General features: G+C 62.9%; 17 protein-coding genes, 1 rRNA gene and 2 pseudogenes. 15 read left to right on the forward strand and 5 right to left on the reverse strand.

Annotated elements, in window-relative coordinates; all coding sequences use genetic code 11:
• The 6 genes from R6G97_RS16750 (at window position 1) to R6G97_RS16775 (ending at window position 8423) form a co-directional block, all read left to right on the forward strand.
• On the forward strand, window positions 1-1365 hold the full coding sequence (locus R6G97_RS16750) for a DUF1329 domain-containing protein (RefSeq protein ID WP_043213821.1): 1365 nt from the start codon (window positions 1-3) through the stop codon (window positions 1363-1365).
• A 232-nt stretch (window positions 1366-1597) separates the two neighbouring features.
• Window positions 1598-4312, forward strand: coding sequence for a LuxR C-terminal-related transcriptional regulator (locus R6G97_RS16755; RefSeq protein WP_317847249.1), 2715 nt, complete (start codon window positions 1598-1600; stop codon window positions 4310-4312).
• Window positions 4313-4461: 149 nt separating this feature from the next.
• Window positions 4462-6069: a tetratricopeptide repeat-containing response regulator gene (locus R6G97_RS16760; protein WP_043213825.1), complete on the forward strand. Its 1608-nt coding sequence runs from the start codon at window positions 4462-4464 to the stop codon at window positions 6067-6069.
• A complete protein-coding gene (locus R6G97_RS16765; protein WP_043213827.1) occupies window positions 6066-6758 on the forward strand; it encodes a sensor histidine kinase in 693 nt (230 codons plus the stop codon). Before R6G97_RS16760 ends, R6G97_RS16765 begins: the two co-directional genes overlap by 4 nt.
• A gap of 205 nt (window positions 6759-6963) precedes the next feature.
• Entirely contained in the window at window positions 6964-7608 is a 645-nt protein-coding gene (locus R6G97_RS16770; RefSeq protein ID WP_043213829.1) for an MBL fold metallo-hydrolase, read from the forward strand.
• A 95-nt stretch (window positions 7609-7703) separates the two neighbouring features.
• Window positions 7704-8423, forward strand: coding sequence for an OmpA family protein (locus R6G97_RS16775; protein WP_043213831.1), 720 nt, complete (start codon window positions 7704-7706; stop codon window positions 8421-8423).
• A gap of 46 nt (window positions 8424-8469) precedes the next feature.
• Here the strand turns inward: R6G97_RS16775 and pta are convergent, their stop codons facing one another.
• Together pta and R6G97_RS16785 are read right to left on the reverse strand one after the other, a co-directional pair.
• Window positions 8470-10560, reverse strand: coding sequence for a phosphate acetyltransferase (pta, locus tag R6G97_RS16780; RefSeq protein ID WP_317847250.1), 2091 nt, complete (start codon window positions 10558-10560; stop codon window positions 8470-8472).
• A 31-nt stretch (window positions 10561-10591) separates the two neighbouring features.
• Window positions 10592-10894 (reverse strand): DUF3565 domain-containing protein, encoded by a 303-nt coding sequence (locus tag R6G97_RS16785; RefSeq protein WP_043213835.1) that lies wholly within the window; start codon window positions 10892-10894, stop codon window positions 10592-10594.
• Between R6G97_RS16785 and R6G97_RS16790 the strand changes: the two genes are divergently transcribed.
• Both R6G97_RS16790 and R6G97_RS16795 read left to right on the forward strand, forming a co-directional pair.
• Window positions 10893-11378 (forward strand): FKBP-type peptidyl-prolyl cis-trans isomerase, encoded by a 486-nt coding sequence (locus tag R6G97_RS16790; protein ID WP_070576981.1) that lies wholly within the window; start codon window positions 10893-10895, stop codon window positions 11376-11378. The genes R6G97_RS16785 and R6G97_RS16790 overlap by 2 nt on opposite strands.
• Window positions 11379-11525: 147 nt before the next feature.
• On the forward strand, window positions 11526-12008 hold the full coding sequence (locus R6G97_RS16795; RefSeq protein WP_043213841.1) for a glutathione peroxidase: 483 nt from the start codon (window positions 11526-11528) through the stop codon (window positions 12006-12008).
• Window positions 12009-12185: 177 nt separating this feature from the next.
• On the opposite strand, the gene R6G97_RS16800 is transcribed toward R6G97_RS16795, so the two are convergent.
• On the reverse strand, window positions 12186-13403 hold the full coding sequence (locus R6G97_RS16800; protein WP_090345231.1) for a glycosyltransferase family 4 protein: 1218 nt from the start codon (window positions 13401-13403) through the stop codon (window positions 12186-12188).
• A 179-nt stretch (window positions 13404-13582) separates the two neighbouring features.
• Here R6G97_RS16800 and R6G97_RS16805 point away from each other — a divergent pair.
• Window positions 13583-14554 (forward strand): annotated as a pseudogene (locus R6G97_RS16805) (methyl-accepting chemotaxis protein); the annotation flags it as partial.
• A gap of 19 nt (window positions 14555-14573) precedes the next feature.
• Here R6G97_RS16805 and R6G97_RS16810 read toward each other — a convergent pair.
• Window positions 14574-14681: pseudogene (locus R6G97_RS16810) on the reverse strand (IS3 family transposase); the annotation flags it as partial.
• Between R6G97_RS16810 and rrf the strand changes: the two are divergent.
• From rrf to R6G97_RS16840, 6 genes are all read left to right on the forward strand, one after another.
• Window positions 14670-14783 (forward strand): 5S ribosomal RNA (rrf, locus tag R6G97_RS16815). The pseudogene R6G97_RS16810 and the gene rrf sit on opposite strands and share 12 nt — an antisense overlap.
• A gap of 330 nt (window positions 14784-15113) precedes the next feature.
• Window positions 15114-16757: an acetolactate synthase large subunit gene (locus tag R6G97_RS16820; RefSeq protein ID WP_090343556.1), complete on the forward strand. Its 1644-nt coding sequence runs from the start codon at window positions 15114-15116 to the stop codon at window positions 16755-16757.
• A 157-nt stretch (window positions 16758-16914) separates the two neighbouring features.
• A complete protein-coding gene (locus tag R6G97_RS16825) occupies window positions 16915-17469 on the forward strand; it encodes a UPF0149 family protein (protein ID WP_182943279.1) in 555 nt (184 codons plus the stop codon).
• Between the two features lie 157 nt (window positions 17470-17626).
• A complete protein-coding gene (locus tag R6G97_RS16830; RefSeq protein WP_043214578.1) occupies window positions 17627-18256 on the forward strand; it encodes a glutathione S-transferase family protein in 630 nt (209 codons plus the stop codon).
• An 18-nt stretch (window positions 18257-18274) separates the two neighbouring features.
• The gene (locus R6G97_RS16835) at window positions 18275-20290 is read left to right on the forward strand and encodes a pyridoxamine 5'-phosphate oxidase family protein (protein ID WP_197853300.1); all 2016 of its coding nucleotides are present in this window, start codon (window positions 18275-18277) and stop codon (window positions 20288-20290) included.
• Between the two features lie 46 nt (window positions 20291-20336).
• Complete coding sequence (locus R6G97_RS16840) at window positions 20337-21236, forward strand: LysR family transcriptional regulator (RefSeq protein WP_197853301.1); 900 nt, start codon at window positions 20337-20339, stop codon at window positions 21234-21236.
• 84 nt (window positions 21237-21320) lie between these two features.
• On the opposite strand, the gene R6G97_RS16845 is transcribed toward R6G97_RS16840, so the two are convergent.
• Entirely contained in the window at window positions 21321-22571 is a 1251-nt protein-coding gene (locus R6G97_RS16845; protein ID WP_043214574.1) for a ribonucleotide-diphosphate reductase subunit beta, read from the reverse strand.
• Window positions 22572-22767 lie beyond the last annotated feature (196 nt).

The raw sequence follows: 22767 nt of genomic DNA on the forward strand, positions 1-22767 counted from the left end.
ATGAACAAGACCAGAAGTCTGCTCAAAGCCGGTGTACTGGGGCTGTCCCTGCTGGCCACCAGCGTAATGGCCGCGGTGTCCGCCGACGAGGCTGCCAAGCTGGGCGCGAGCCTGACCCCAATGGGGGCAGAGAAGGCCGGCAATGCCGATGGCTCCATCGGCCCGTGGGAACCGCTGTCCAAGACTGCAGGCAGCGCTGACGCCAAGGGCTTTTTGTCCGACCCCTATGCCAGCGACAAGCCGCTCTACACCATCACCGCGCAAAACGTCGACCAGTACAAGGACAAGCTGTCACCAGGCCAGGTGGCGATGTTCAAGCGCTACCCGGACACGTACAAGATCCCGGTGTACAAGACCCACCGCGGCGCGACCGTGCCCGATGAAGTGTTCGCCGCCATCAAGGAAAACGCCACCAAAACCACGCTGGTCGAAGGCGGCAACGGCCTGAACAACTTCCGCACCGCCATTCCGTTCCCGATCCCCAAAAGCGGTCTGGAGGTGATCTGGAACCACATCACTCGCTACCGTGGCGGTAGCGTGACCCGCCTGGTCACCCAGGCCACGCCCCAGCAGAACGGCTCCTACAGCCTGGTGTACTTCCAGGACCAGTTCGTCTTCCGTGACCGCATGAAGGACTACGACCCGAACAACCCAGGCAACATCCTGTTCTACTTCAAGCAGAAGGTCACCGCCCCGGCGCGTCTGGCGGGCACCGTGCTGCTGGTTCACGAGACCCTCGACCAGGTCAAGGAGCCGCGCAAGGCCTGGATCTACAACGCTGGCCAGCGTCGTGTGCGCCAGGCTCCACAGGTGTCCTACGATGGGCCGGGCACCGCCGCGGACGGGCTGCGCACCTCCGACAACCTGGACATGTACAACGGTGCACCGGACCGCTACGACTGGAAGCTCGAAGGCAAGAAGGAGCTGTACATCGCCTCCAACAGCTACAAGCTCGACTCGCCCACCCTCAAGTATGCCGACATCCTCAAGCCGGGGCACATCAACCAGGACCTGGCCCGCTACGAGCTGCGCCGTGTGTGGCATGTGGTCGCGACCTTGAAGCCTGGCCAGCGGCACATCTACGCCAAGCGTGACTTCTACATCGACGAGGACACCTGGCAGGCCGCGGTGATCGACCAGTACGACGGCCGTGGCCAGCTGTGGCGTGTGTCGGAGGCTCATGCCCAGGACTACTACAACGTGCAAGTGCCGTGGTACACCTTGGAGACCATCTACGACCTGCAATCGGGCCGTTACCTGGCGCTGGGCATGAAGAACGAGGAAAAACGCGCCTACGACTTCGGTTTCAGTGCCAGCAAGAGCGACTTCCAACCGGCGGCGCTGCGCCAGGACGGCGTGCGTTGAGGTCTGATTTCGCCTGAAGCCACTGGGGCTGCCAAAGCAGCCCCAGAGGTTTACACACCCTGCCTGCCATTCACGCATCCAATGCCTGCTCATTCCCGCCATCGGCCTTGTTTCTTTTTGTTGTAGTCTTTTTCTTGCCAACCGCAGCCATCATCTTCAAATGAGCGGCGTTACCGGCTAGTCTCGCAACAATCCATACCCGCCGTAGTCCTCCACCCAGAACGAGCCGGCCATGACAGACCTGTCCCGTATGCATGGATTTGCCAGTCAGGCCTTCGGCCTGTTGGACGGGCGTTTCTTCCGGCCGCCCCTGCCTGATGGCCATGTGCCCAGGTCGCGGCTGTGCCAGCGCCTGCAGTTGGGCCTCGACGGGCGTCTGTTGCTGGTCAACGCACCGGCGGGCTTCGGCAAAAGCTCCCTGGCTATCGAGTTCTGTCAGGCCTTACCTGTTCACTGGCGCAGCCTATGGCTTGGCCTCAGCCAGCGCGATGCCGACCCCGGCCGCTTCCTTGAACGCCTGCTCGAAGGCCTCCAGCAGTTCTGTCCGGCCCTGGGGGGCCAGGCCATGGGGCTGCTGAAAATGCGTCAGCGCCACCAACCGTTCGCCTTCGAACAGTGGCTCGATGGCCTGCTCGACGAGCTCGCGCTCTACCTGCAGGCGGACTCTCCTTTGTTGTTGGTGTTGGACGACTATCACCTGGCCCAGGGGCCCGTGCTGGACCGTTGCCTGCAGTTCTTCCTCAACCATTTGCCCACCGGCCTGGTCTTGCTGGTCACCAGCCGCCAGCGACCTGACTGGCACCTGGCGCGGTTGCGGCTGTCGCGCCAATTGGTCGAGCTCAATGAGCAGGACCTGCGCCTGACGCCCGACGAAGCCTTGGCAGTGATCGGCCGCCAACCCACAGGGCTGCGCGGGCAGGCGCTGGACAACTTGATCCAGCGCAGCGACGGTTGGGTTGCCGGGCTGCGTTTCTGGCAACTGGCGGCCAGCGAATCCGGCGAGGACAACGCCTTGCCCCAGGCCTTGCACGGCGGCGAAGGGCTGATTCGCGACTACTTGCTCGAAGAGGTCATCGAGATCCTGCCGGCCCATGTGCAGGCGTTTCTCTATGACACCGCCTGCCAGGAGCGCTTCTGCGCTGAGCTGTGCGATGCATTGCGCGAACGCGAGGACAGCGCCGGCATCCTGAAATACCTGCAGGCCCACCAGGTGTTTCTGGTGCCGTTGGACGAACATGGCCGCTGGTTCCGTTATCACCATCTGTTCTCCGATCTGTTGCGCAGCCGTCACTCCAGCCAGCCGTTAGGCGCCCTGCACCTGCGGGCGTGCCGCTGGTTCCAGGCCCAAGGCTTGCTCGACGAGGCCGTGGAACAGGCCTTGCGCGCGGGGCATCTGGACGTAGCCGCCGACCTGGTGCAGAGCCTGTCTGAAGAGCAACTGCTGGCCGAGCAGAACGTCGGCATGCTGCTGCGCTGGAAGATGGACCTGCCCGATAGCCTGCTGATCAGCACCCCGCGTCTGATCGTGCTGTATAGCTGGGCCTTGGGCCTGGCGTGCCAGCTTGATGCGGCCGAAGAGCTGGCGGCGCACTTGAGCCGTTTCCTGCCGGCCCCTTCGGCCACTGCGCAGAAATCCATGCTCGCCCAGTGGCTGGCATTGAGCGGGGTGATCGCCCGGGGGCGTGGGGACCGTCAGCGCACCCTGGCCTACTGTGGCGAGGCACTGCGCAGCCTGCCTTACAAACGCTATGGCCAGCGTCTGGTGTGCCTATCGACGCTATCCAACCTGGCGATCGCCGATGGCGATTTCTGGCGGGCCCGAGGCTGGAACCGAGAAGCCTTGGAGTTGGCGCAGCGCGTCGGCAATCCGTTGTTCGAGGCCCTGGCCCATTACGATCGGGCGCGCGTGCTGCACGCCCGCGGTGAGGTGCTGCGTGCCCTGGATGAAGTGCATCAAGGCCTGCAGCGTCTGCAAGGGTTGTCGGCGCAACGCCTGTATGCCGTACGCGCCCGGCTGACCTTGTATGAGGGGTATCTGCTGGTCTCGCGCCTGCAGCCCGCCCAAGGCCGCGCGCGGCTTCGTGCCGGGCTCAGCGAGGCGCGGGCTTGCCGCGATATCAGCGTGCTGATCGGCCATTGTGTGATCGCCTCGCTCGACGGTCGGGAGGGCCGGTTCGCCGAGGCCTTCGCCGAACTGGCCGAGGCCGAGCGGTTGATGCACATCTGGGATGTGCCGCCGATCTTCTACCTGGCCATGATCACTTTGGTGAAATGCGAGCTGTGGCTGGCCCAGGGGCGTACCGACCTGGCCGGCTCCTGGCTGTTGCGCCTGGGCCAGACCTACGGCGGCGAACGACCGGCGGCGGCGCCGGAATTCCACCCGTTGCTGGCGCTGCACATCGAGTTGCAGCAGTCGCTGCTCGAGCCCGTGCTGGCGCGGCCTCAGGAGGCGGCGGAGCGTCTGCGTGCACTGGTGGAGCGTGGTCAGGCCAGTGGCGGCATGATGCTGGTCGTCAACGCCCTGTGCCAATGGATGTCGCTGTTACTGGCCGAGGGGCAGGAGCAGGAGGCGGCGGCCTTGTTGCCTCAAGCCCTCGAGGCCGCCCGGGGCGGCGTGTTGCAACCGTTCCAGCGACTGCTCGAGCAGCAGCCCCACTGGCTGCGTGAGCAACTGGCCACACGCCCGGCCTGTCAAGTCCAGGCCGAATTGCTCGCCCGCCTGCCGCGCCCCGCAGCGGTCGCGGAAAACATCGAGGCGCTCAGCGGACGCGAGTTGGCGGTGCTCGAATTGATCGCCCAAGGCTGCTCGAACCAACAGATCAGCGAGCGGCTGTTCATCTCCCTGCATACCGTCAAGACCCACGCCAGTCACATCAACGCCAAGCTTGGCGTTGAGCGTCGCACACAGGCCGTGGCCAAGGCCAAGAGCCTGGGGCTGCTTGCCTGATCGTGGATCGGGTCGGATAATGGCTCATGGCCATTATTTCTGGGCGGCCATCGCGGGCTCATCTTTCCTGACTCGCTGCCGATAGCCTGTTCGGCGGTACGCATCGCCACGGACCATTCTCCAACTCTTGCCAATACAGGGTCGTGTTGATGCTGCAGTACGGGCAAAAAAGCTTCCTGATCGTCGACGACTTCACCGACTTTCGCACCTCGACCCGCTCCATGCTCCGTGAGCTGGGGGTGCGCGATGTGGATACCGCCGACAGCGGCGAGCAAGCCTTGCGCATGTGCGCGCAGAAGCGCTACGACTTCGTCCTCCAGGATTTCCACCTGGGCGACGGCAAGAAAAACGGTCAGCAGGTGCTCGAAGACCTGCTGCTGGACAAGCTGATCAGCCATGAATGCGTGTTCATCATGGTCACCGCCGAGAGCAGCCAGTCCATCGTCCTGAGCGCACTCGAACATGAGCCCGATGCCTATCTGACCAAACCGTTCAACCGGGTGGGCCTGGCCCAGCGCTTGGAAAAACTCGTTCAGCGCAAGACCCTGCTCAAGCCGATTCTTCAGGCCCTGGACCGTGCACGCCCTGCCGAAGTGCTGGCGGCCTGCGCCGAGCTGTGCAAGAAGGACCCACGCTTCGCCCCGCTGTGCCTGCGCTATCGCGCTGATGCGCTGCGCGACCTGAACCGCTTCGAAGAGCTGGAAAAATTCCTCACCAGCATCCTTGCCAGTCGCCCCCAGCCGTGGGTCTATGCGTCCCTTGGCAGCCTGCTGCACAAGCGTGGCCAGCATGCCCAGGCCCAGGGTGTCTATGAGCAGGCGCTCAAGGCGTTCCCGATCATGCCGGGGTTGTACGATGGCATGGCTGAAGTGCTGGTCGCCCAGGGCGAGACCAAGCGGGCCCAGCACATGCTCGAAGAAGCCGTGCGCCTGTCGCCCCTGGCGGTACGCCGGCAGGCGGCGCTGGGTAAGCTGGCGCTGGACAACGAAGACTTCGAGAGCGCCTCCAAGGCCTATCGTCACGCCGTCAACCAAGGCCAGAGTTCTCGTTATAAAAGCCCGGAGAGTAACTTGGGCCTGGTCCAGGCGCTGATGAGCAAGAACGCCGGCAATGGCCTGGATGCCCGCACTCGCGTCGAGATCAACACGGTGCTCAGCGAAGTGGCCAAGGAAAACGTCGAGGACCAGGGCCTGCAGGTGCGTGCCCGACTGATGAAAGCCGCCAGTCTGCAACAGGCCGGTGACGAGGAAACGGCGGGCAAACTCACCGAGCAGGCCATGCAGCGCCTGGAGAAGATGGACCAGTTCTTCTCGGTCGAAGCGGCCCTGACCGTGGCCAAGCAGTTGCAGCAACTCGGCCAGGCTTCGGCCGGCACCAGCATCCTCAAGGGCTGTGTGGAAACCTACGGCGACGACCCCAAGGTCATGCAGAGCGTGGCCAAGCTCACCGACGACCCCAGCGTGCTCGGTGCTGTCACCGAGGCGGTGGACCTCAACCGCCAAGGCGTGCGCAGCTACCAGGGCGGCCAGCTCAACGAGGCGCTGGAGATGTTCCGCCGGGCGCTGGCGTTGCAGCCCAAGAACATCAGCATTGCACTGAATACCGCCCAGGCGCTGCTGCGTATCGGTGGCGAAAACCCGGCGCCTGCACTGATGCAGGAGTGCCGCAACTGCCTGCAGAGCGTCGCCGGCATTCCGGCCAGTGACAACCGCTACGATCGCTACCGCAAACTGCATATCCGGGTATTCGGCGCATGAATCGAGACGAGCAGGGGCTGGATTTCTCCACGGTGATCGCGTCTACCGTGCATGACATGAAAAACTCGCTGTCGGCGCTGATCCAGGCCCACGACCAATGGCTGGCGCGGCTGCCCGAAGTGCTGCACGGCGGCAGCGAGCAAGGCGTGATGGAGCATGAGTTTCGCCACCTCAACGGCATGCTGGTGCAGTTGCTGGGCCTGTACAAGCTGGATATCAACCAGTTGCCGATCTGCCCGGACTACCACGAACTGGACGACTTCATCGAAGCCCAGCTCGCCGCCCAGCAGGAGGTGCTGGAGCATCGCGACATTCTCGCCACCTGGCGCCTGGAGACCGAAAGCCCGCTGGGTTTCTTTGACCGCGAGCTGGTCGCTTCGGTGGTGGGCAACGTCCTCACCAACGCCATTCGCCATGCCGGTCACGCCTTGCAGATCAGCATCGAAGACGTGGGAGAGCAACTGGTGATCAGCGTCAACGACGATGGCCCCGGTTATCCACAGCGCATGCTCGAACGCCAGCAGGACTACGTCCAAGGCATCGACTCGAGCACCGGCAGCACAGGCCTTGGTCTGTATTTCGCCGCCCGCATCGCCGCCCTGCACGAGCGCAATGGCGTGCGCGGGCGGATCGAGATCAGCAACGGCGGGGTGCTGGGGGGCGGGTTGTTCCGGTTGTATTTGCCTTGATGCTGTATCGAACACGTTTTGTATAAGCCTCGTTTGCGGGTAAACCCACCCCCGCAAGGGGCAACGCGGGCCAGATAGCGGGTTTACCCGCGAAGAAGGCGCCACGAAGCGAGACAGTTGCTCTTCAGTTCTCTGTTATTGGTATGGGGAGCCAGGGGTTTTTCTTGTATGGTTTCTGCCTGAACGCAAGCAGGACCAAACGCACATGAATCCCCAATCTCCCAGCCTCATTCGGGAAACCTTCCCCGTCGGCCCGTTGCAGTGCAACTGCACTCTGATCGGCGATCCGATCAGCAAGAAGGCAATCGTGGTCGACCCGGGGGGCGATCCGGAAAAGATTCTCGCCCGCCTGCAGGCCCATGGCCTGACTTTGGTGAGCATCATCCACACCCATGCCCACTTCGATCACTTCCTCGCCTCGGGCAAACTCAAGGAACTGACTGGCGCGACCTTGCATCTGCACAAGGACGACCAGCCTTTGTGGGACAACCTTCAGATGCAATGCCAGATGTTCGGCGTGCCCTACACGCCGGTGCCGCCACCGGACCGCTGGTTGGGAGACGACGAGGAACTGGCCTGTGGCTGCGGTGTGGCTTTGCATACGCCGGGACACACACCGGGCTCGATGAGCTTCTGGTTCGCCGATGCCAAGCTGCTGATCGCAGGTGATACGTTGTTCCGCCGGGGAATCGGTCGCACCGATTTGTGGGGTGGGGATCAGCGGGCGATCGTCCGTTCCATCAAGGAGCGGCTCTATCGCCTGGACGAGGAAGCGGTGGTGGTGACCGGCCATGGCCCGGATACTCGTCTTGGCGACGAAATGCGCGAAAATCCTTTCGTGCGGGCGTGAGGTTTCACGGAATTATTCCGCCTCGCTTCGGTCCAAGGCTGGCATAGGGCCATCCACGACCTTTTGCACTTTCGAATTTCTGTAGGAGCTTGTCCATGTTCACCATGCGTCGTCTGATTATCGTCGCTACCGCTGCTGCCCTGATGACCGGCTGTGCCGGCCAGAACCCCTATGACAGCCAGGGCCAGGCGCAGGGCTCCACCGGGATGAGCAAGACCGCCAAGTATGGTGGCCTGGGCGCGCTGGCCGGTGCCATCGCCGGCGCTGCCATCGATCACAACAACCGTGGCAAGGGCGCGCTGATCGGCGCCGCCGCAGTGGGCGCCGCCGCTGCTGGCTATGGTTACTATGCCGACAAACAGGAAGCCGAGCTGCGCGCCAAGATGGCCAATACCGGTGTCGAAGTGCAGCGCCAAGGCGACCAGATCAAGCTGATCATGCCGGGCAACATCACCTTCGCCACCGATTCGGCGAACATCTCCCCAAGCTTCTACTCGCCGCTGAACAACCTGGCCAACTCGTTCAAGCAGTTCAACCAGAACACCATCGAGGTGGTCGGCTTCACCGACAGCACCGGCAGCCGCCAGCACAACATGGACCTGTCCCAGCGTCGCGCCCAGGCCGTCAGCAGCTATCTGACTTCCCAGGGCGTCGACCCGTCCCGCGTCAGCGTGCGCGGCATGGGCCCGGACCAGCCGATCGCCAGCAACGCCGACGCCAATGGCCGTGCGCAGAACCGTCGTGTAGAGGTCAACCTCAAGCCGATTCCGGGTCAGCAGTACGATCAGCAGGGCACTGTCCAGCAGTACCCGTAAGCGTCAGACCCACATGACAGGGGCCGCATAGCGGCCCCTGTTCATTTCAGCGCACGGTACTGGCCTGAATCGCGGTCAAGGCGATGGTGTGGACGATATCGTCTACCTGAGCCCCGCGTGGCAGGTCGTTCACCGGCTTGCGCAACCCTTGAAGCATCGGGCCGAGGCTGACGCAGTCGGCGCTGCGTTGCACGGCCTTGTGCGTGGTGTTGCCGGTGTTCAGGTCCGGGAAGACGAACACTGTCGCCTGCCCGGCCACAGGGCTTGCCGGAGCCAGCTGACGAGCGATTTCGGGGTTGGCGGCGGCGTCGTACTGCAACGGGCCGTCTATCACCAGATCGTGCTCGGCCTGCTGCGCCAGGCGGGTGGCCTCACGTACCTTCTCCACTTCCTCGTCGCTGGCGGCCGAATCGCTGGAGTAGCTGAGCATCGCCACGCGTGGGGCAATGCCGAAGGCCTGGGCCGATTCGGCACTCTGCCTGGCAATCTCGGCCAGTTCCGCAGCGCTGGGGTGCGGGTTCATCACGCAGTCGCCGTAGACCAGCACCTGCTCGGGGAAGAGCATGAAGAACACCGACGACACCAGGCTGCTGCCGGGTGCGGTCTTGATCAATTGCAGGGCAGGGCGGATGGTATTGGCAGTCGAATGGACCAGCCCTGACACCAGCCCGTCGACCTCGTCGAGCGCCAGCATCATGGTGCCGATCACCACTGGATCTTCCAGTTGCTGTTCGGCCATGGGAGCGTTGAGATTCCGGCTCTTGCGCAGCTCGACCATGGGCTGGACGTAGCGGCCGCGGATCAACTCCGGATCGAGCACCTCGAGATCCGGTGGCAGGGTGATGCCCTGGGCGCGGGCGACCGCCTGGACGTCCTCGGGCTTGGCCAGCAGCACGCAACGGGCGATGCCCCGCGCCTGGCAGATGGCGGCGGCCTGCACCAGCAGCGGCTCGGCGCCTTCGGGCAGGACGATGCGCTTGTTGGCCTGCTGGGCGCGCTGGATCAACTGGTAGCGGAACACCGCCGGTGACAGGCGCAACTCGCGTGGTGTGCCACAACGCTGATGCAGCCAGGCGGCATCCAGGTGGCTGGCGACGAAGTCGGTGATGAACTCGGCGCGTTCGCGATCATCGACTGGGATTTCGCGGTTGAGTGAGTTGAGGCGATTGGCGGTGTCGTAGGAACCGGTGCTCACCGACAGGATCGGCAGGCCGGCCTGCAGGGCGCCGCGGCACAGTTCCAGGATGCGAGGGTCCGGCTTGCTGTCGCTGGTCAGCAGCAGGCCCGCCAGCGGGACCCCATTGATCGCCGCCAGGCTCACCGCGAGGATGATGTCGTCGCGGTCACCCGGCGTCACCACCAACGTGCCCGGCTTGAGCAGCGGCACGGTGTTGGCCACGGTGCGGGCGCAGATGATGATGGTGTTCATGCGCCGCTGCTCGTAGTCGCCGGCATTGAGCACTTGGGCGCCTAGCAGCTCGGCCACATCGCGGGTCCGTGGGGCATTGAGCTCGGCCTGGTAGGGGATGCAGCCGAGCAGGCGGAAGTCATCGCCGCGCAGCAGGGGCGAGTGTTCGCGCAGGCGGGTGGCGAAGTCGGCCATGCTCTCTTCGGTGCGAACCTTGTTCAGGACCACGCCGAGCACCTTCGGATCGCGCGGACCACCGAACAGCTGGGCCTGCAGTTCGACACGGCCGGACAGCTCGCTGAGTACTTCGTTTTCCGGTGCCGACACCAGGATCACCTCGGCGTCCAGGCTCTTGGCCAGGTGCAGGTTGACCCGGGCCGCGTAGCTGGCATGGCGGGTGGGCACCATGCCCTCGACCACCACCACGTCGTTGCCGATGCACGCCTGCTGGTACAGGCGGATGATTTCCTCGAGCAACTCGTCCAACTGGCCATCGCCGAGCATGCGCTCGACCTGGGCCAGGCTCAGGGGTGTGGGCGGGCGGATGCCGTGGGTGCGGGCGACCAGTTCGCTGGAGCGCTCCGGGCCTGTGTCGCCAGGGTGGTGCTGGGCGATCGGCTTGAAGAAGCCGACCTTCAGGCCGCCGCGCTCGAGGGTGCGGACCAGGCCGAGGCTGATGGATGTCAGGCCGACACCAAAATCTGTCGGCGCGATGAAAAATGTCTGCATGCGTGCTTCTCGAAATAAGCGGTGCAAGGGATCAACGGCCAAGGGTATCGCTATCGGTACCCTGGGCGCACCAGCCGCAGGCAAATACCTGGCCGATGCGCCGTTCGCGCTCTTGGGCATCGAGCACCCAGGGCCTGGCCTGCCAGGGCGGTTGGTGGCGCAGGTGCTGGGTATGGCCACAGGAAAGCTCAACCACCCAGTGGCCGTCTTCGTCCTGGTGAAACCCAGTCACCCGACTGACGGGGCGCTCAATGTCCGAGGGGCGTTCGCAATCGGGCGATGCCTTGGTTACACTTATTCGCTCTACATTCTTTTGCAAAAGGTCTTGCCCCATGCTGATTGCCGCCAACAAGGCTGTCTCCATCGACTATACCCTGACCAACGACGCCGGGGAGGTCATCGACAGTTCCGCCGGCGGTGCTCCGCTGGTGTACCTGCACGGTGCCTCCAACATCATTCCAGGCCTGGAAAAAGCCCTGGAAGGCAAGCAGGCCGGCGACGAACTGAACGTCAGCGTCGAGCCTGAAGAGGCCTACGGCGAGTACCTGGCCGAGCTGGTCAGCACCCTCAACCGCAGCCTGTTCGAAGGCGTCGATCAACTGGAAGTGGGCATGCAGTTCCACGCTTCGGCACCGGACGGCCAGATGCAGATCGTCACCATCCGCGACATCGACGGCGACGACATCACTGTCGACGGCAACCACCCGCTGGCCGGCCAGCGCCTGAACTTCAAGGTCAAGGTGGTCAATGTGCGTGACGCCAGCGACGAAGAAATCGCTCACCGCCACATCCACGGTGAAGGTGGCCATCACCACTGATTTTCTGCGCTAAGCTCAGAGAGTCGCCAGGCGCTCGGGCAAGCCGACTTGCCTTCCTTGGGGAAGGTGTGGACGGTTTGGCCGCGCGCCTTTTTAGTGGGCGCCTTTCGCCCCTGCGACAACCGGGAACCTGAGAGGGGAGTCATCATGAGTGCATTTCACGACCTGACGTTGAAGGCGCTGAACGGCGAGGATCTGCCCCTTGCACCGTTCAAGGGCCAGGTGGTGTTGGTGGTCAATGTCGCCTCCAAGTGTGGTTTGACACCGCAATACAAAGCCCTGGAGAACCTGTACCAGGATTACAAGGACAAAGGCTTCAACGTCCTCGGTTTGCCTTGCAACCAGTTCGCCGGGCAAGAGCCGGGCAGCGAGGAGGAAATCCAGGCGTTCTGCAGCCTCAACTACGGCGTGAGCTTCCCGTTGGGGGCCAAGCTCGAAGTCAACGGGCCGCAGCGTCATTCGCTGTACCGCCTGCTGGCGGGTGAGGGGGCTGAATTCCCCGGGGATATCACCTGGAACTTCGAAAAATTCCTGGTCGGCAAGGATGGCCGGGTCCTGGCTCGTTTCGCACCGCGTACCACACCGGATGACCCGACGGTGGTCCAGGCGATCGAGAAGGCGCTGGCCTGAGTCCTATTTGATTCGGGGCTTCAGTCCTGCGAGTCGCCAAACAACGGCGGCCCTACTGCGCAGTCCATTCGCGGGTAAACCCGCTCCCCCAGGGGCTCTGCCAGCCTGAAGGCCGGCGCAGGCCTGTGAGAGCGGGTTTACTCGCGAATGGACCACCGTTTTGAGTCCGACGAGCGCTCAGCTGCGCGGTGTGGTCGAGCCTCGCTTGATCGCCAGATCTGTCTTTACAGCCTGAGTGTTCATCATTCCTGCCTGGCGACAAGCACTAGCCAGGTACCCTTCGAACTGCTCGACGATCGCCGGCCAGCCCTGGCGACTGGCGTGCTGGCGGGCATTCAGACGTACCGTGCGCAAGGTTTCCTGCTCTTCCATCAGCCAGCAGGCCGCGTCGATGAACGCCGCCTGGTCGCCCGGCATTGCCAACGCGCCGCTGTGCCCGTGGCGGATGTGCTGGGCGGCCGCTGCTTCGTCATAGGCAACCACCGCCAAGCCCGAGGCGAGGGCCTCGAGAACAACGTTGCCGAAGGTTTCGGTCAGACTCGGAAACAGGAACAAGTCACCGCTGGCATAGTGCTCGGCCAATACCTCGCCCCGTTGGGCGCCACAGAACACGGCATCGGGCAACTGCTGTTCGAGCGTTTCGCGCTGGGGGCCGTCGCCGACGATGACCAGGCGCATGCGGCGCTGTGGATAAGCCTTGCGCAAGGCCTCCATGCACGGTGCAAGCAGCCCTAGGTTCTTCTCTGCGGCCAGCCGCCCCACGTGCAGCACGGCAATGTCGTCCGCGCCCAGGCCCCAGCGCTCGCGCAACGCCTGGCTGCGCCGGGCCGGATTGAACAGGCAGGCGTCGACGCCGCGGGCCATGAGCGCCAGGCGCTCGAAACCACGGCGCTCCAGCTCCAGGCGCTGGCTCGCGCTCGGCACCAGGGTGATGGCGGTGCGCCGGTGAAACCAGCGCAGGTAATGAGTGAGCAGGCGCGTCAGCAGGCCCAGGCCGTACTGCCGCGAATATTGTTGGAAATTGGTATGAAAGCCGCTGACCACGGCAACCCCCAACTGCCGCGCCGCACGCAGTGCGCTGAGGCCCAGCGGCCCTTCGGTGGCGATGTAGAGCACGTCCGGGCGGTGCTTGCGCCAGCGGCGCAGCAGTGTGCGCTTGGTGATCTCGCCCCATTGCAGGCCTGGGTAACCCGGCAGTGGCCAGCCCCGGCAGAGCAGCAGATCATCCCCTTCACGCTGCGAGGTGTCGCTGGCCTGTCTTGGGCGCACCAGCTCGACCTGATGACCACGTTGGCGCAGCCCTTCGATGAGGCGTCCGAGGGTATTGGCCACGCCGTTGATCTCGGGTGGAAACGTCTCGCTGACAAGGGTGATACGTAGGGGCGGTCTATTCATGGCAAAAAGTTTCCACCCGCCGCGTTGCGGTTCTGTGACGTCATTGTGACGGCCGGGTGACGCCATTTTTTTGAAGAGAAAAATGCTTGGAAATTTCCCCTTTGGGGTGCTCAAGAATCCCCCAGGAGCAGCCGATGCAGATGTATTCGACACTCGAGGTGCGCTCCGGGAGAGCGGTCATGTTCAACAGCAAACTCAAGAAAGAAATCCAACAGCTGCGCGAGGACCTGATGTCCGTCGAGCAAGTCAAAAGCAGCCTGGACAGCGAGATGTTGGTGCTTCAGCTCGACCCCCACGGGCGCATCGAGTCGGTCAACAGCAACTTCGAAAAGGAGATGCTGTACAGCGCCGGGCAGTTGATCGGGCGCAACATCGAAGAAATCGTGCCGCCTCATGTGAAGGAGCTGGACTTCTATCACCGCATGAAAGGCGCCATCACCCGTGGCGAACACCTCAACGGCGCGTTCCGCCTGCTACGCGGCAACGGCGAGGAAGCCTGGCTGCGCTCGATCCTGCAGCCGGTCAAGAGCAGCGATGGGCGGATCAAGCATTTCAGCATGCATTCGAGCGACTTGACCCGCACCATCGAGGCCTCCCGCGAGCACGAGAGCCTGATCAAGGCCCTGATGCGCTCCACCGCCCTGATCGAGTTCAACCTGCAAGGCGAAGTGCTCACCGCCAACGACCGCTTCCTCAACGCGATGGGTTACACCCTGGAGCAAGTGCGTGGCAAACCACACCGCATGTTCTGCGAACCGGAAGAGGCCAATTCGCCGGCTTACCAGGCGTTCTGGGACAAGCTGCGCCGGGGCGAATTCGTTGCCGACCGTTTCAAGCGTGTCGATGCCCATGGCCGGACCGTGTGGCTGGAAGCTTCCTATAACCCGATCATCGATGCCCATGACGTGCTCTACAAAGTGGTCAAATTCGCCACCGTGATCACCGACCAAGTCAACCAGGAAATCGCCGTCGCCCAGGCTGCGGACATCGCCTACAACACCTCGCTGGGTACCGACGCCAGTGCCCGCAAGGCCACTGAGGTGGTCACCCAGACCGTCGATGTCATGCGCGGTCTGGAAAGCTCCATGCAGGATGCCGCCCAGGGCATCCAGGCGCTGGACACCCAGTCCCGGGTGATCGGCTCGATCATCATGAATCGCCCCTGGTTTTCTAGACACTCTCCAAGCTCAGGAAATAGCGTTTCTCATACTCTACTGGAGACAGCTGCATAGCACTGCTGTGTCGGCGTTTAGGGTTATAGAACATCTCGATGTAATCGGCATTGGAACCACCTGATCCCATCCCGAACTCAGTAGTGAAACGATGCATCGCCGATGGTAGTGTGGGGCTTCCCCATGTGAGAGTAGGTCATCGTCAAGATTCATTTCGCAAAACCCCTATCTGCGCGAGCAGGTAGGGGTTTTGTCTTTGCGCTGCTGCACATGTACCACCTGTGGGTTCGCATAAGGCCCGCTCCTACAGGTGCTAACTCTGTCCTCACAGCAAATATCTTTTGCTCGTCGGCTACCTCACGTCGCTTCATTGTAAGTGCGACAATATTGCTGCCACATTAAGTGACTTCCCCGTACCTACCCTGCGTCAAGGCTTAGGTTCGGGGCAATCCTGGCACCCGGACCGAGCGATGCCAGCGCACCGTGCTGCGCATTCCTGGACTTCACCACCGTCCTATCACTTGAGGTAGCAAGCAAGATGGCCAAGGCCGCCGATGTCGTTGTGCAATGCCTGGAAAACGAAGGCGTCGAGTATGTGTTCGGCATTCCCGGCGAGGAGAACCTCGACCTGCTGGAATCCCTGCGCAAATCGAAGATCAAGCTGGTTCTGACCCGCCATGAGCAGTCCGCGGGCTTCATGGCCGCCACCTACGGCCGCCTGACCGGCAAGACCGGCGTCAGCCTGTCGACTCTCGGCCCAGGTGCCACCAACCTGGTGACCGCCAGCGCCTACGCCTACCTGGGCGGTATGCCGATGATGATGATCACCGGCCAAAAGCCGATCAAGAAGTCCAAGCAGGGCCGCTTCCAGATCATCGATGTGTGCGGCATGATGGACCCCATCACCAAGTACACCCACCAGTTCGCCTCGGCCGACAACATCCCGGCCCGCATGCGCGAAGCCTTCCGCCTGGCTGAAGAAGAAAAACCCGGCGCTGTGCACCTGGAACTGCCGGAAGACATCGCCGCCGAGCAGACCGATGCCATGCCGATCCAGCCCAGCCTGCACCGCCGCCCGTTGGCCGAGCACGTGGCCATCGAAGCGGCCATCGAGAAGCTGCGCAACGCCCGCAGCCCGATCCTGGTGATCGGTGCCGGCGCCAACCGCAAGATGACCGCCAAGGTCCTCAAGCAACTGATCGACAAGACCGGCATTCCATTCGTCACCACCCAGCTGGGTAAAGGTGTGGTGGATGAGCGCCATCCGAGCTTCCTGGGCAACGCCGCGCTGTCGTCCGGTGACTTCGTGCATCGCGCCATCGAAGCGGCCGACCTGATCATCAACATCGGCCACGACGTCATCGAGAAGCCGCCATTCTTCATGGTGCGTGGCGGTACCGAAGTCATCCACGTCAACTTCCGCTCCGCAGAAGTCGACGCCGTGTACTTCCCGCAGATCGAAGTGATCGGCGACATCGCCAATGCCGTCTGGCAGATCGGCGAAGGCTTGGGCGACACCTCGCACTGGGACTTCACCCGCCTGCTGGCGATTCGCGAAGCCAATGAAGCGCAGATCGCCGAAGGCAAGGACGATGACCGCTTCCCGGTCTACCCGCAGCGTCTGGTCGCCGACATCCGCCGCGTCCTGCCGTCCGAAGGCATCGTGGCCCTGGACAACGGCATCTACAAGATCTGGTTCGCCCGCAACTACAAGGCCCACAAGCCCAACACCGTGCTGCTGGACAACGCCCTGGCAACCATGGGCGCCGGTCTGCCGTCGGCCATGGCGGCGCATCTGGTGTACCCAGACCGCCCGGTCATCTCGGTGTGCGGTGATGGCGGCTTCATGATGAACAGCCAGGAGCTGGAGACTGCAGTACGTCTGGGCATGCACATCACCGTAGTGATCCTGCGTGACGACGGCTACGGCATGATCCGCTGGAAGCAGGCCAACATGGGCTTCACCGACTTCGGCCTGGACTACGGCAACCCGGACTTCGTCAAATACGCCGAAGCCTACGGTGCCAACGGTCACCGCGTCGAAAGCGCCGAAGGCCTGCTGCCGCTGCTCGAGCACTGCATCAAGACCCCGGGCGTACACGTGATCGACTGCCCGGTGGACTACAGCGAAAACGACCGCATCCTGAACCAGGAACTGCGTGAACGCGCACTGGCGGTCTAACGACTGACGGTCTGCCGCGGGCAAGCCCCGCTCCCATGGCATTACAGCTTTTGGGAGCGGGATTGACCCGCGATTACTGTCGTTCTGCCCACAATTCCCGCTATACCTTTCCCCATGTGCTAGGGTGCACCCAGACTTCTGCCCTAGGACACTCATGATGCTCCCCGCCCTCAGCGAAAAAGAACTCGACCGTCTCGAAGATCTGTTGATCACCTACGGCAACGACTATTCGGTACTCAACCTGGCTGAACTCAACGGCTTTTTCACCGCCCTGGCCAGCTCACCGAATGCCGTCATGCCTGAGCAGTGGCTGCCTTCGGTCGCTGGTGGAAAAGTCCCCAAGTTCAAGAAACCCGCCCATGAGGAGGCCTACACCGCACTGATGCTGCGTTACGCCAACCAGGTGGCTGAATCCTTGGCCGATGATCTTGAGCACTTCGAGCCGCTGTTCGAAGAGAGCGAAGGCGAAGAGGGGCCGTCGATCATTCTCGAGGAGTGGTGCTTCGGCTACATGCGCGGTACCCAGGTGGCCGAGTGGAGCGAGTTGCCGCCGGAGCAGGACCGCCTGCTCAAGGCCATTTCCCTGCATGGGTTGGAGGATAATTTCGAGCTGCTCGACGCGATGAGTTTCGACGAGCTCCAGGCATGCGTGCCACAGGTGGTCGAGGCGGCGCGGGGGTTGTACCTATATCAAAAGCGACAGCGGCACTGAGCATGGATCTATCCGACGCCTGCGATAGCGCGGTTCCCACGATTATTCCACCTGCCGAAATACTGGATTGCTCACAGCACTGATTCTGCTGCTCACCGATCCGGTGCAGCATGTCCTCCAGCAGCGCCACTCCCGGCGCTGATCCGGAGCCCAGAACATGCCAAGCCCGATCAAACTCTACAACTTTCCAAAGTCCGGCCATGCTCACCGCATCGAGCTGATGCTGTCGCTGCTCGAACTGCCCACCGAACTGGTCTTCGTCGACTTGGCCAAGGGCGAGCACAAGCAGCCCGATTTCCTGGCCATCAACCCATTCGGCCAGGTGCCGGTGATCGACGACAACGGTACTGTCATCGCTGACTCCAATGCCATTCTGGTGTATCTCGCCAAGGCCTATGGTGGTTCGCGTTGGCTGCCTGAGGATCCGGTCGGTGCCGCTCGCGTGCAACGTTGGTTGTCGGTAGCGGCCGGTCCTCTGGCCTTCGGCCCAGCGGCTGCGCGCCTGGTGACCGTGTTCGGTGCTTCGTTCAACACCGATGAAGTCATCGGCCGCGCCCACACCCTACTCAAGGTGATCGATGCCGAGCTGGCCAAGGGCCCGTTCCTGGTCGGCGACCAGGCGACCATCGCCGATATCGCCAACTACTCGTACATCGCCCATGCACCGGAAGGTAACGTGTCGCTCGAGCCGTACCCCAACGTGCGTGCCTGGCTGGCCCGTATCGAGGCGCTGCCAGGCTTCGTGCCGATGCCGCGCACCGTTATCGGTTTGCAGACCACTCTCTGAGTCCAGAGGAATGCCGCCATGCGATCACCCTGGCATGCAGGTGAGAAACGGCTGCAGGAGCAAGCCGGTGTTGCAGAGCGCATGGAGGCATTTGGGCAAAAGGTCATCCGCGACTACATGCCCGACCAGCATCGCGCGTTCTACCATCAGTTGCCATTCATGGTGGTCGGTGCCGTGGATGCCGAGGGCAAACCTTGGGCGACGCTGCTCGAAGGCCCCGAGGGCTTCGTCAGCTCGCCTGATCCGCGGCAGTTGCTGATCGGCACCGAGCTTGCCGCCGACGATCCGGCAGCGCCGGGGTTGGTGGCTGGCGGTGCCGTCGGTCTGTTGGGGATCGAGTTGCACACCCGCCGGCGCAATCGCCTCAATGGCATGATTCGCAGGGCCAGTGCCGGCCAGTTGGAGGTGGAGGTCGAGCAGTCGTTCGGCAACTGCCCGCAGTACATTCAATTGCGCGAATACACCCGTGTCGACGTACCTTCGCAAGGGCGTCAGGATTCAACGGCGATCGATGCCAGGGCTCGCGCCATGATCGAGAGCACGGATACATTCTTCGTGGCCAGCTACGTCGAACATGAAAGCGGCCAACGCTCGGTGGATGTCTCCCACCGCGGTGGTCGGGCCGGATTCGTGCGGGTCGAAGGCAACCGCCTGACCGTCCCCGATTATGCCGGCAATCTGCATTTCAACACCCTCGGCAACTTGTTGGTGAACCCTGTCGCAGGCCTGCTGTTCGTTGACTTCGCCACTGGCGACATGCTTCAGGTGGTCGGGCAGGCCCAGGTCATTCTCGACAGCCCACTGATCAGTGCTTTCGAAGGTGCCGAGCGAATCTGGACCCTGGATGTCGAACAGGTGGTGTTGCGTCCAGCTGCCGTGTCGCTGCGCTGGGCATTCCATGAGTACGCCCCCACCAGCCTGACGACCGGCACCTGGGCCGAAGCCGAGCTGCGCCTGCAACAGCGTGAACGGCAACGTCAATGGTTGAGCTGGCGAGTATCGCGCATCGAGCAGGAGAGCCGTGATATCCGCTCGTTCTACCTGCAACCTGGGGACGGCGCCGCCGTAACCTTTGCGCCCGGCCAGCATATTCCCGTGCGTTTGCGGACCGAAGGGCAGACGCCACTTATCCGCACCTATAGTTTGTCCAGCGCGCCGTCCGACGGTTACTTGCGTATCAGTGTCAAGGCGCAGGGGCCGGCTTCATGGCATCTGCACCGAGCGTTGAAGGTCGGTGATCTTTTAGATGTACGCCTGCCTATGGGCAGCTTCACGCTGGACCAAGACAGCGAACGCCCCCTCGTGCTGATTGGCGCGGGCGTCGGCATCACTCCGCTGATCGCCATGCTTCGTGAGCAACTGGCCAGCGGGCAGGGCCGGCGCATTTATCTGTTCCATGGCGGACGTACCTTGGCTGACCTGCCGTTCCAGCAGGAGCTAGGCGCACTCCAAAAGCAATCCGCTGGCCTGCTGAATATCCATCGTGCCCTGAGTCAGCCGGAAGCGCATGCGGTGCAGGGCCGTGACTACACCTTCGCCAGCCGCCTGGGCATCGACCAGATCAAGACCACACTGGCACTGGACGACTACGACTTCTACCTCTGTGGTCCGGCCAGCTTCACCCAGGATCTGTACGAAGGCCTGCGCAGCGTGCATGTGCCCGATTCGCGCATTCATGCCGAAGCCTTTGGCCCTTCGACCTTGCGTCGTCACACCGACGACAATCAGCCCACGCTGCAACAGCCTCCGCCCGCCAAAGAACCTGTGCCGGTGTACTTCGCCAGCTCTGCCAAGGAGGCCCGCTGGGCACCGGACAGTGGCACGCTGCTAGAACTGGCGGAGCGCCGTGGCCTGTCGCCGGAGTTCAGTTGCCGAGGCGGCTCCTGCGGCACCTGCAAGACCCGACTGGTCAGTGGGCAGGTCCACTACCCGAACCCGCCCGCCGAACTGCCTGAACCTGGTAGCGTACTGATCTGCTGCGCCATTCCGGCTCAGGCTGAAGAAGGTGTGCAGCCCTTGGTGCTGGAGCTCTAGCGTCAGCGCTGGAATAATCGCCCTATGACAACGCATGGGGCGCGGCATGGACCAGATTCACCTAATGAAAGTGTTCGTGGCCGTGGGCGAGCAGGAAAGCTTCGCCGCCGCTGCCCGCCGCCTGGCGATTTCGCCTGCTGCCGTGACCCGGGCGGTCACCGCGCTGGAGGAGCAACTTGGCGTCAAGCTGCTCTTGCGCACCACCCGCAGCGTGCGTCTGACCGAGGCCGGTGGCCGTTACCTGGAAGATACGCGGCACATTCTGGCCAGCATCGTCGAAGCCAATGAAGCCGCTGCCGGCATCAACGCCGCGCCCAAGGGCGACCTGGCGGTTACCGCGCCGATCCTGTTCGGCAAGAAGTTCGTCATGCCCTGCATCGTCCGTTACCTGCAGCAGTACCCCGAGGTGGACGTGTCGGCGTATTTTCTCGACCGTGTGGTGAATCTGGTGGAGGAGGGCCTGGACGTGGCTGTACGCATCGGGCAGTTGCCGGATTCTGGGCTCAAGGCACTGCGCGTGGGCCACATGCGCCGCTTACTGTGCGCCTCGCCGGAGTATCTGGAGCGCCACGGCACGCCGCGCCATCCTTCGGAATTGCACAGGCATCAGATCATCGCTGCCGGGGCGCTGTCGCCGCGCACGGACTGGCGCTTCGGCGCGATCGACGAGCCGACGCTGGTACGCATGAAGCCGCGCCTGACCGTGACCAGCAACGACGCTGCAATCGCCGCCGCCAGCGCTGGCCTCGGCATCGCCCGGCTGCTGTCCTATCAGGTGGCTGATGAACTGGCGGACGGGCGCCTGCAGGTGATCTTGGCCGAGTACGAGGAGGCGTCCTGGCCGATCCACATCCTGCACCGCGAAAGCAAATACGGCTCGACCAAGGTGCGCACCTTCATCGACATGCTGGCCGAGCATCTGCGCAGCCAGTCGCATCTGGCCTGACTGTTGGCACGCGAGCGGTCCCAGAGGTATCAACTCAAAATAAAAAGGCTGCCCGGAGGCAGCCTTTTCTAAGTGGCTGGACAATCAGTCCCAGCTCAGCGCACCACCGGTCTGGTACTCGATAACGCGAGTCTCGAAGAAGTTCTTCTCCTTCTTCAAGTCCATGATCTCGCTCATCCACGGGAACGGGTTGGTGGTCCCTGGATATTCTTCTTTCAGACCGATCTGGGTCAGGCGACGGTTGGCGATGAACTTGAGGTAGTCCTCCATCATCGCGGCGTTCATGCCCAGTACGCCGCGTGGCATGGTGTCACGGGCATATTCGATCTCCAGCTGGGTCCCTTGGAGGATCATCTGGGTCGCTTCTTCCTTCATCGCGGCATCCCACAGGTGCGGGTTTTCGATCTTGATCTGGTTGATCACGTCGATGCCGAAGTTCAGGTGCATGGATTCGTCACGCAGGATGTACTGGAACTGCTCGGCGACGCCGGTCATCTTGTTGCGGCGGCCCATGGAGAGGATCTGGGTGAAACCGCAGTAGAAGAAGATGCCTTCCAGGACGCAGTAGTAGGCGATCAGGTTGCGCAGCAGTTCTTTGTCGGTCTCGACGGTGCCGGTGTTGAACTCGGGGTCGGAGATGGCGCGGGTGTACTTCAAGCCCCAGGCTGCCTTTTTAGCGACCGATGGGATCTCGTGGTACATGTTGAAGATCTCGCCTTCATCCATGCCCAGCGACTCGATGCAGTACTGGTAGGCGTGGGTGTGGATCGCCTCTTCGAATGCTTGGCGCAGGATGTACTGGCGGCACTCGGGGTTGGTGATCAGGCGGTACACGGCCAGGGCCAGGTTGTTGGCCACCAGGGAGTCGGCGGTGGAGAAGAAGCCGAGGTTGCGCATGACGATGCGGCGCTCGTCTTCGGTCAGGCCGTCCATGCTCTTCCACAGGGCGATGTCGGCGGTCATGTTGACCTCTTGCGGCATCCAGTGGTTGGCGCAGCCGTCGAGGTATTTCTGCCAGGCCCAGTCGTACTTGAACGGAACCAGCTGGTTGAGGTCGGCGCGGCAGTTGATCATGCGCTTTTCGTCAACGCGCACGCGGGCGGAGGAGCCTTCGAGTTCGGCCAGGCCTTCGGCGATGTCGAGTTCGTTCAGGGCGGCCTTGGCGCGCTTGACGGCGTCGGAGTCGTCGGCGGTCGCTGCGCGGGCTTCCTGGGCGGCGGCGTCACCGGCGCTGTCGAGTTTGTCGAGGGTGGCGGCGGCGTTGGCCTGTGCGGGGGTGGCGCCTTTGGCGGCGACTTCACCGTCTTCCTTGTCGAATTCGTCCCAGCTCAGCATGGTCCTGGCTCCTGCTAGAGGGTTGCGCGGGGCAACCGATTGGATTTTAAAAGGTGACGCCTGCAAGGCCCCAAGGGCGATACGGCAGGCAGTGAGCGCGCGCGCTCGTCACGTTTGAAGGTGTCGGATCAGCGCCTGTCCATGCCTCGCAGGAGGGGCCAGGACGCCTGAATACAGTGTGGCAACGATAAAACGT

It is taken from the genome of Pseudomonas sp. HTZ2, from assembly GCF_033173945.1.
GTDB lineage: Bacteria > Pseudomonadota > Gammaproteobacteria > Pseudomonadales > Pseudomonadaceae > Aquipseudomonas > Aquipseudomonas guariconensis.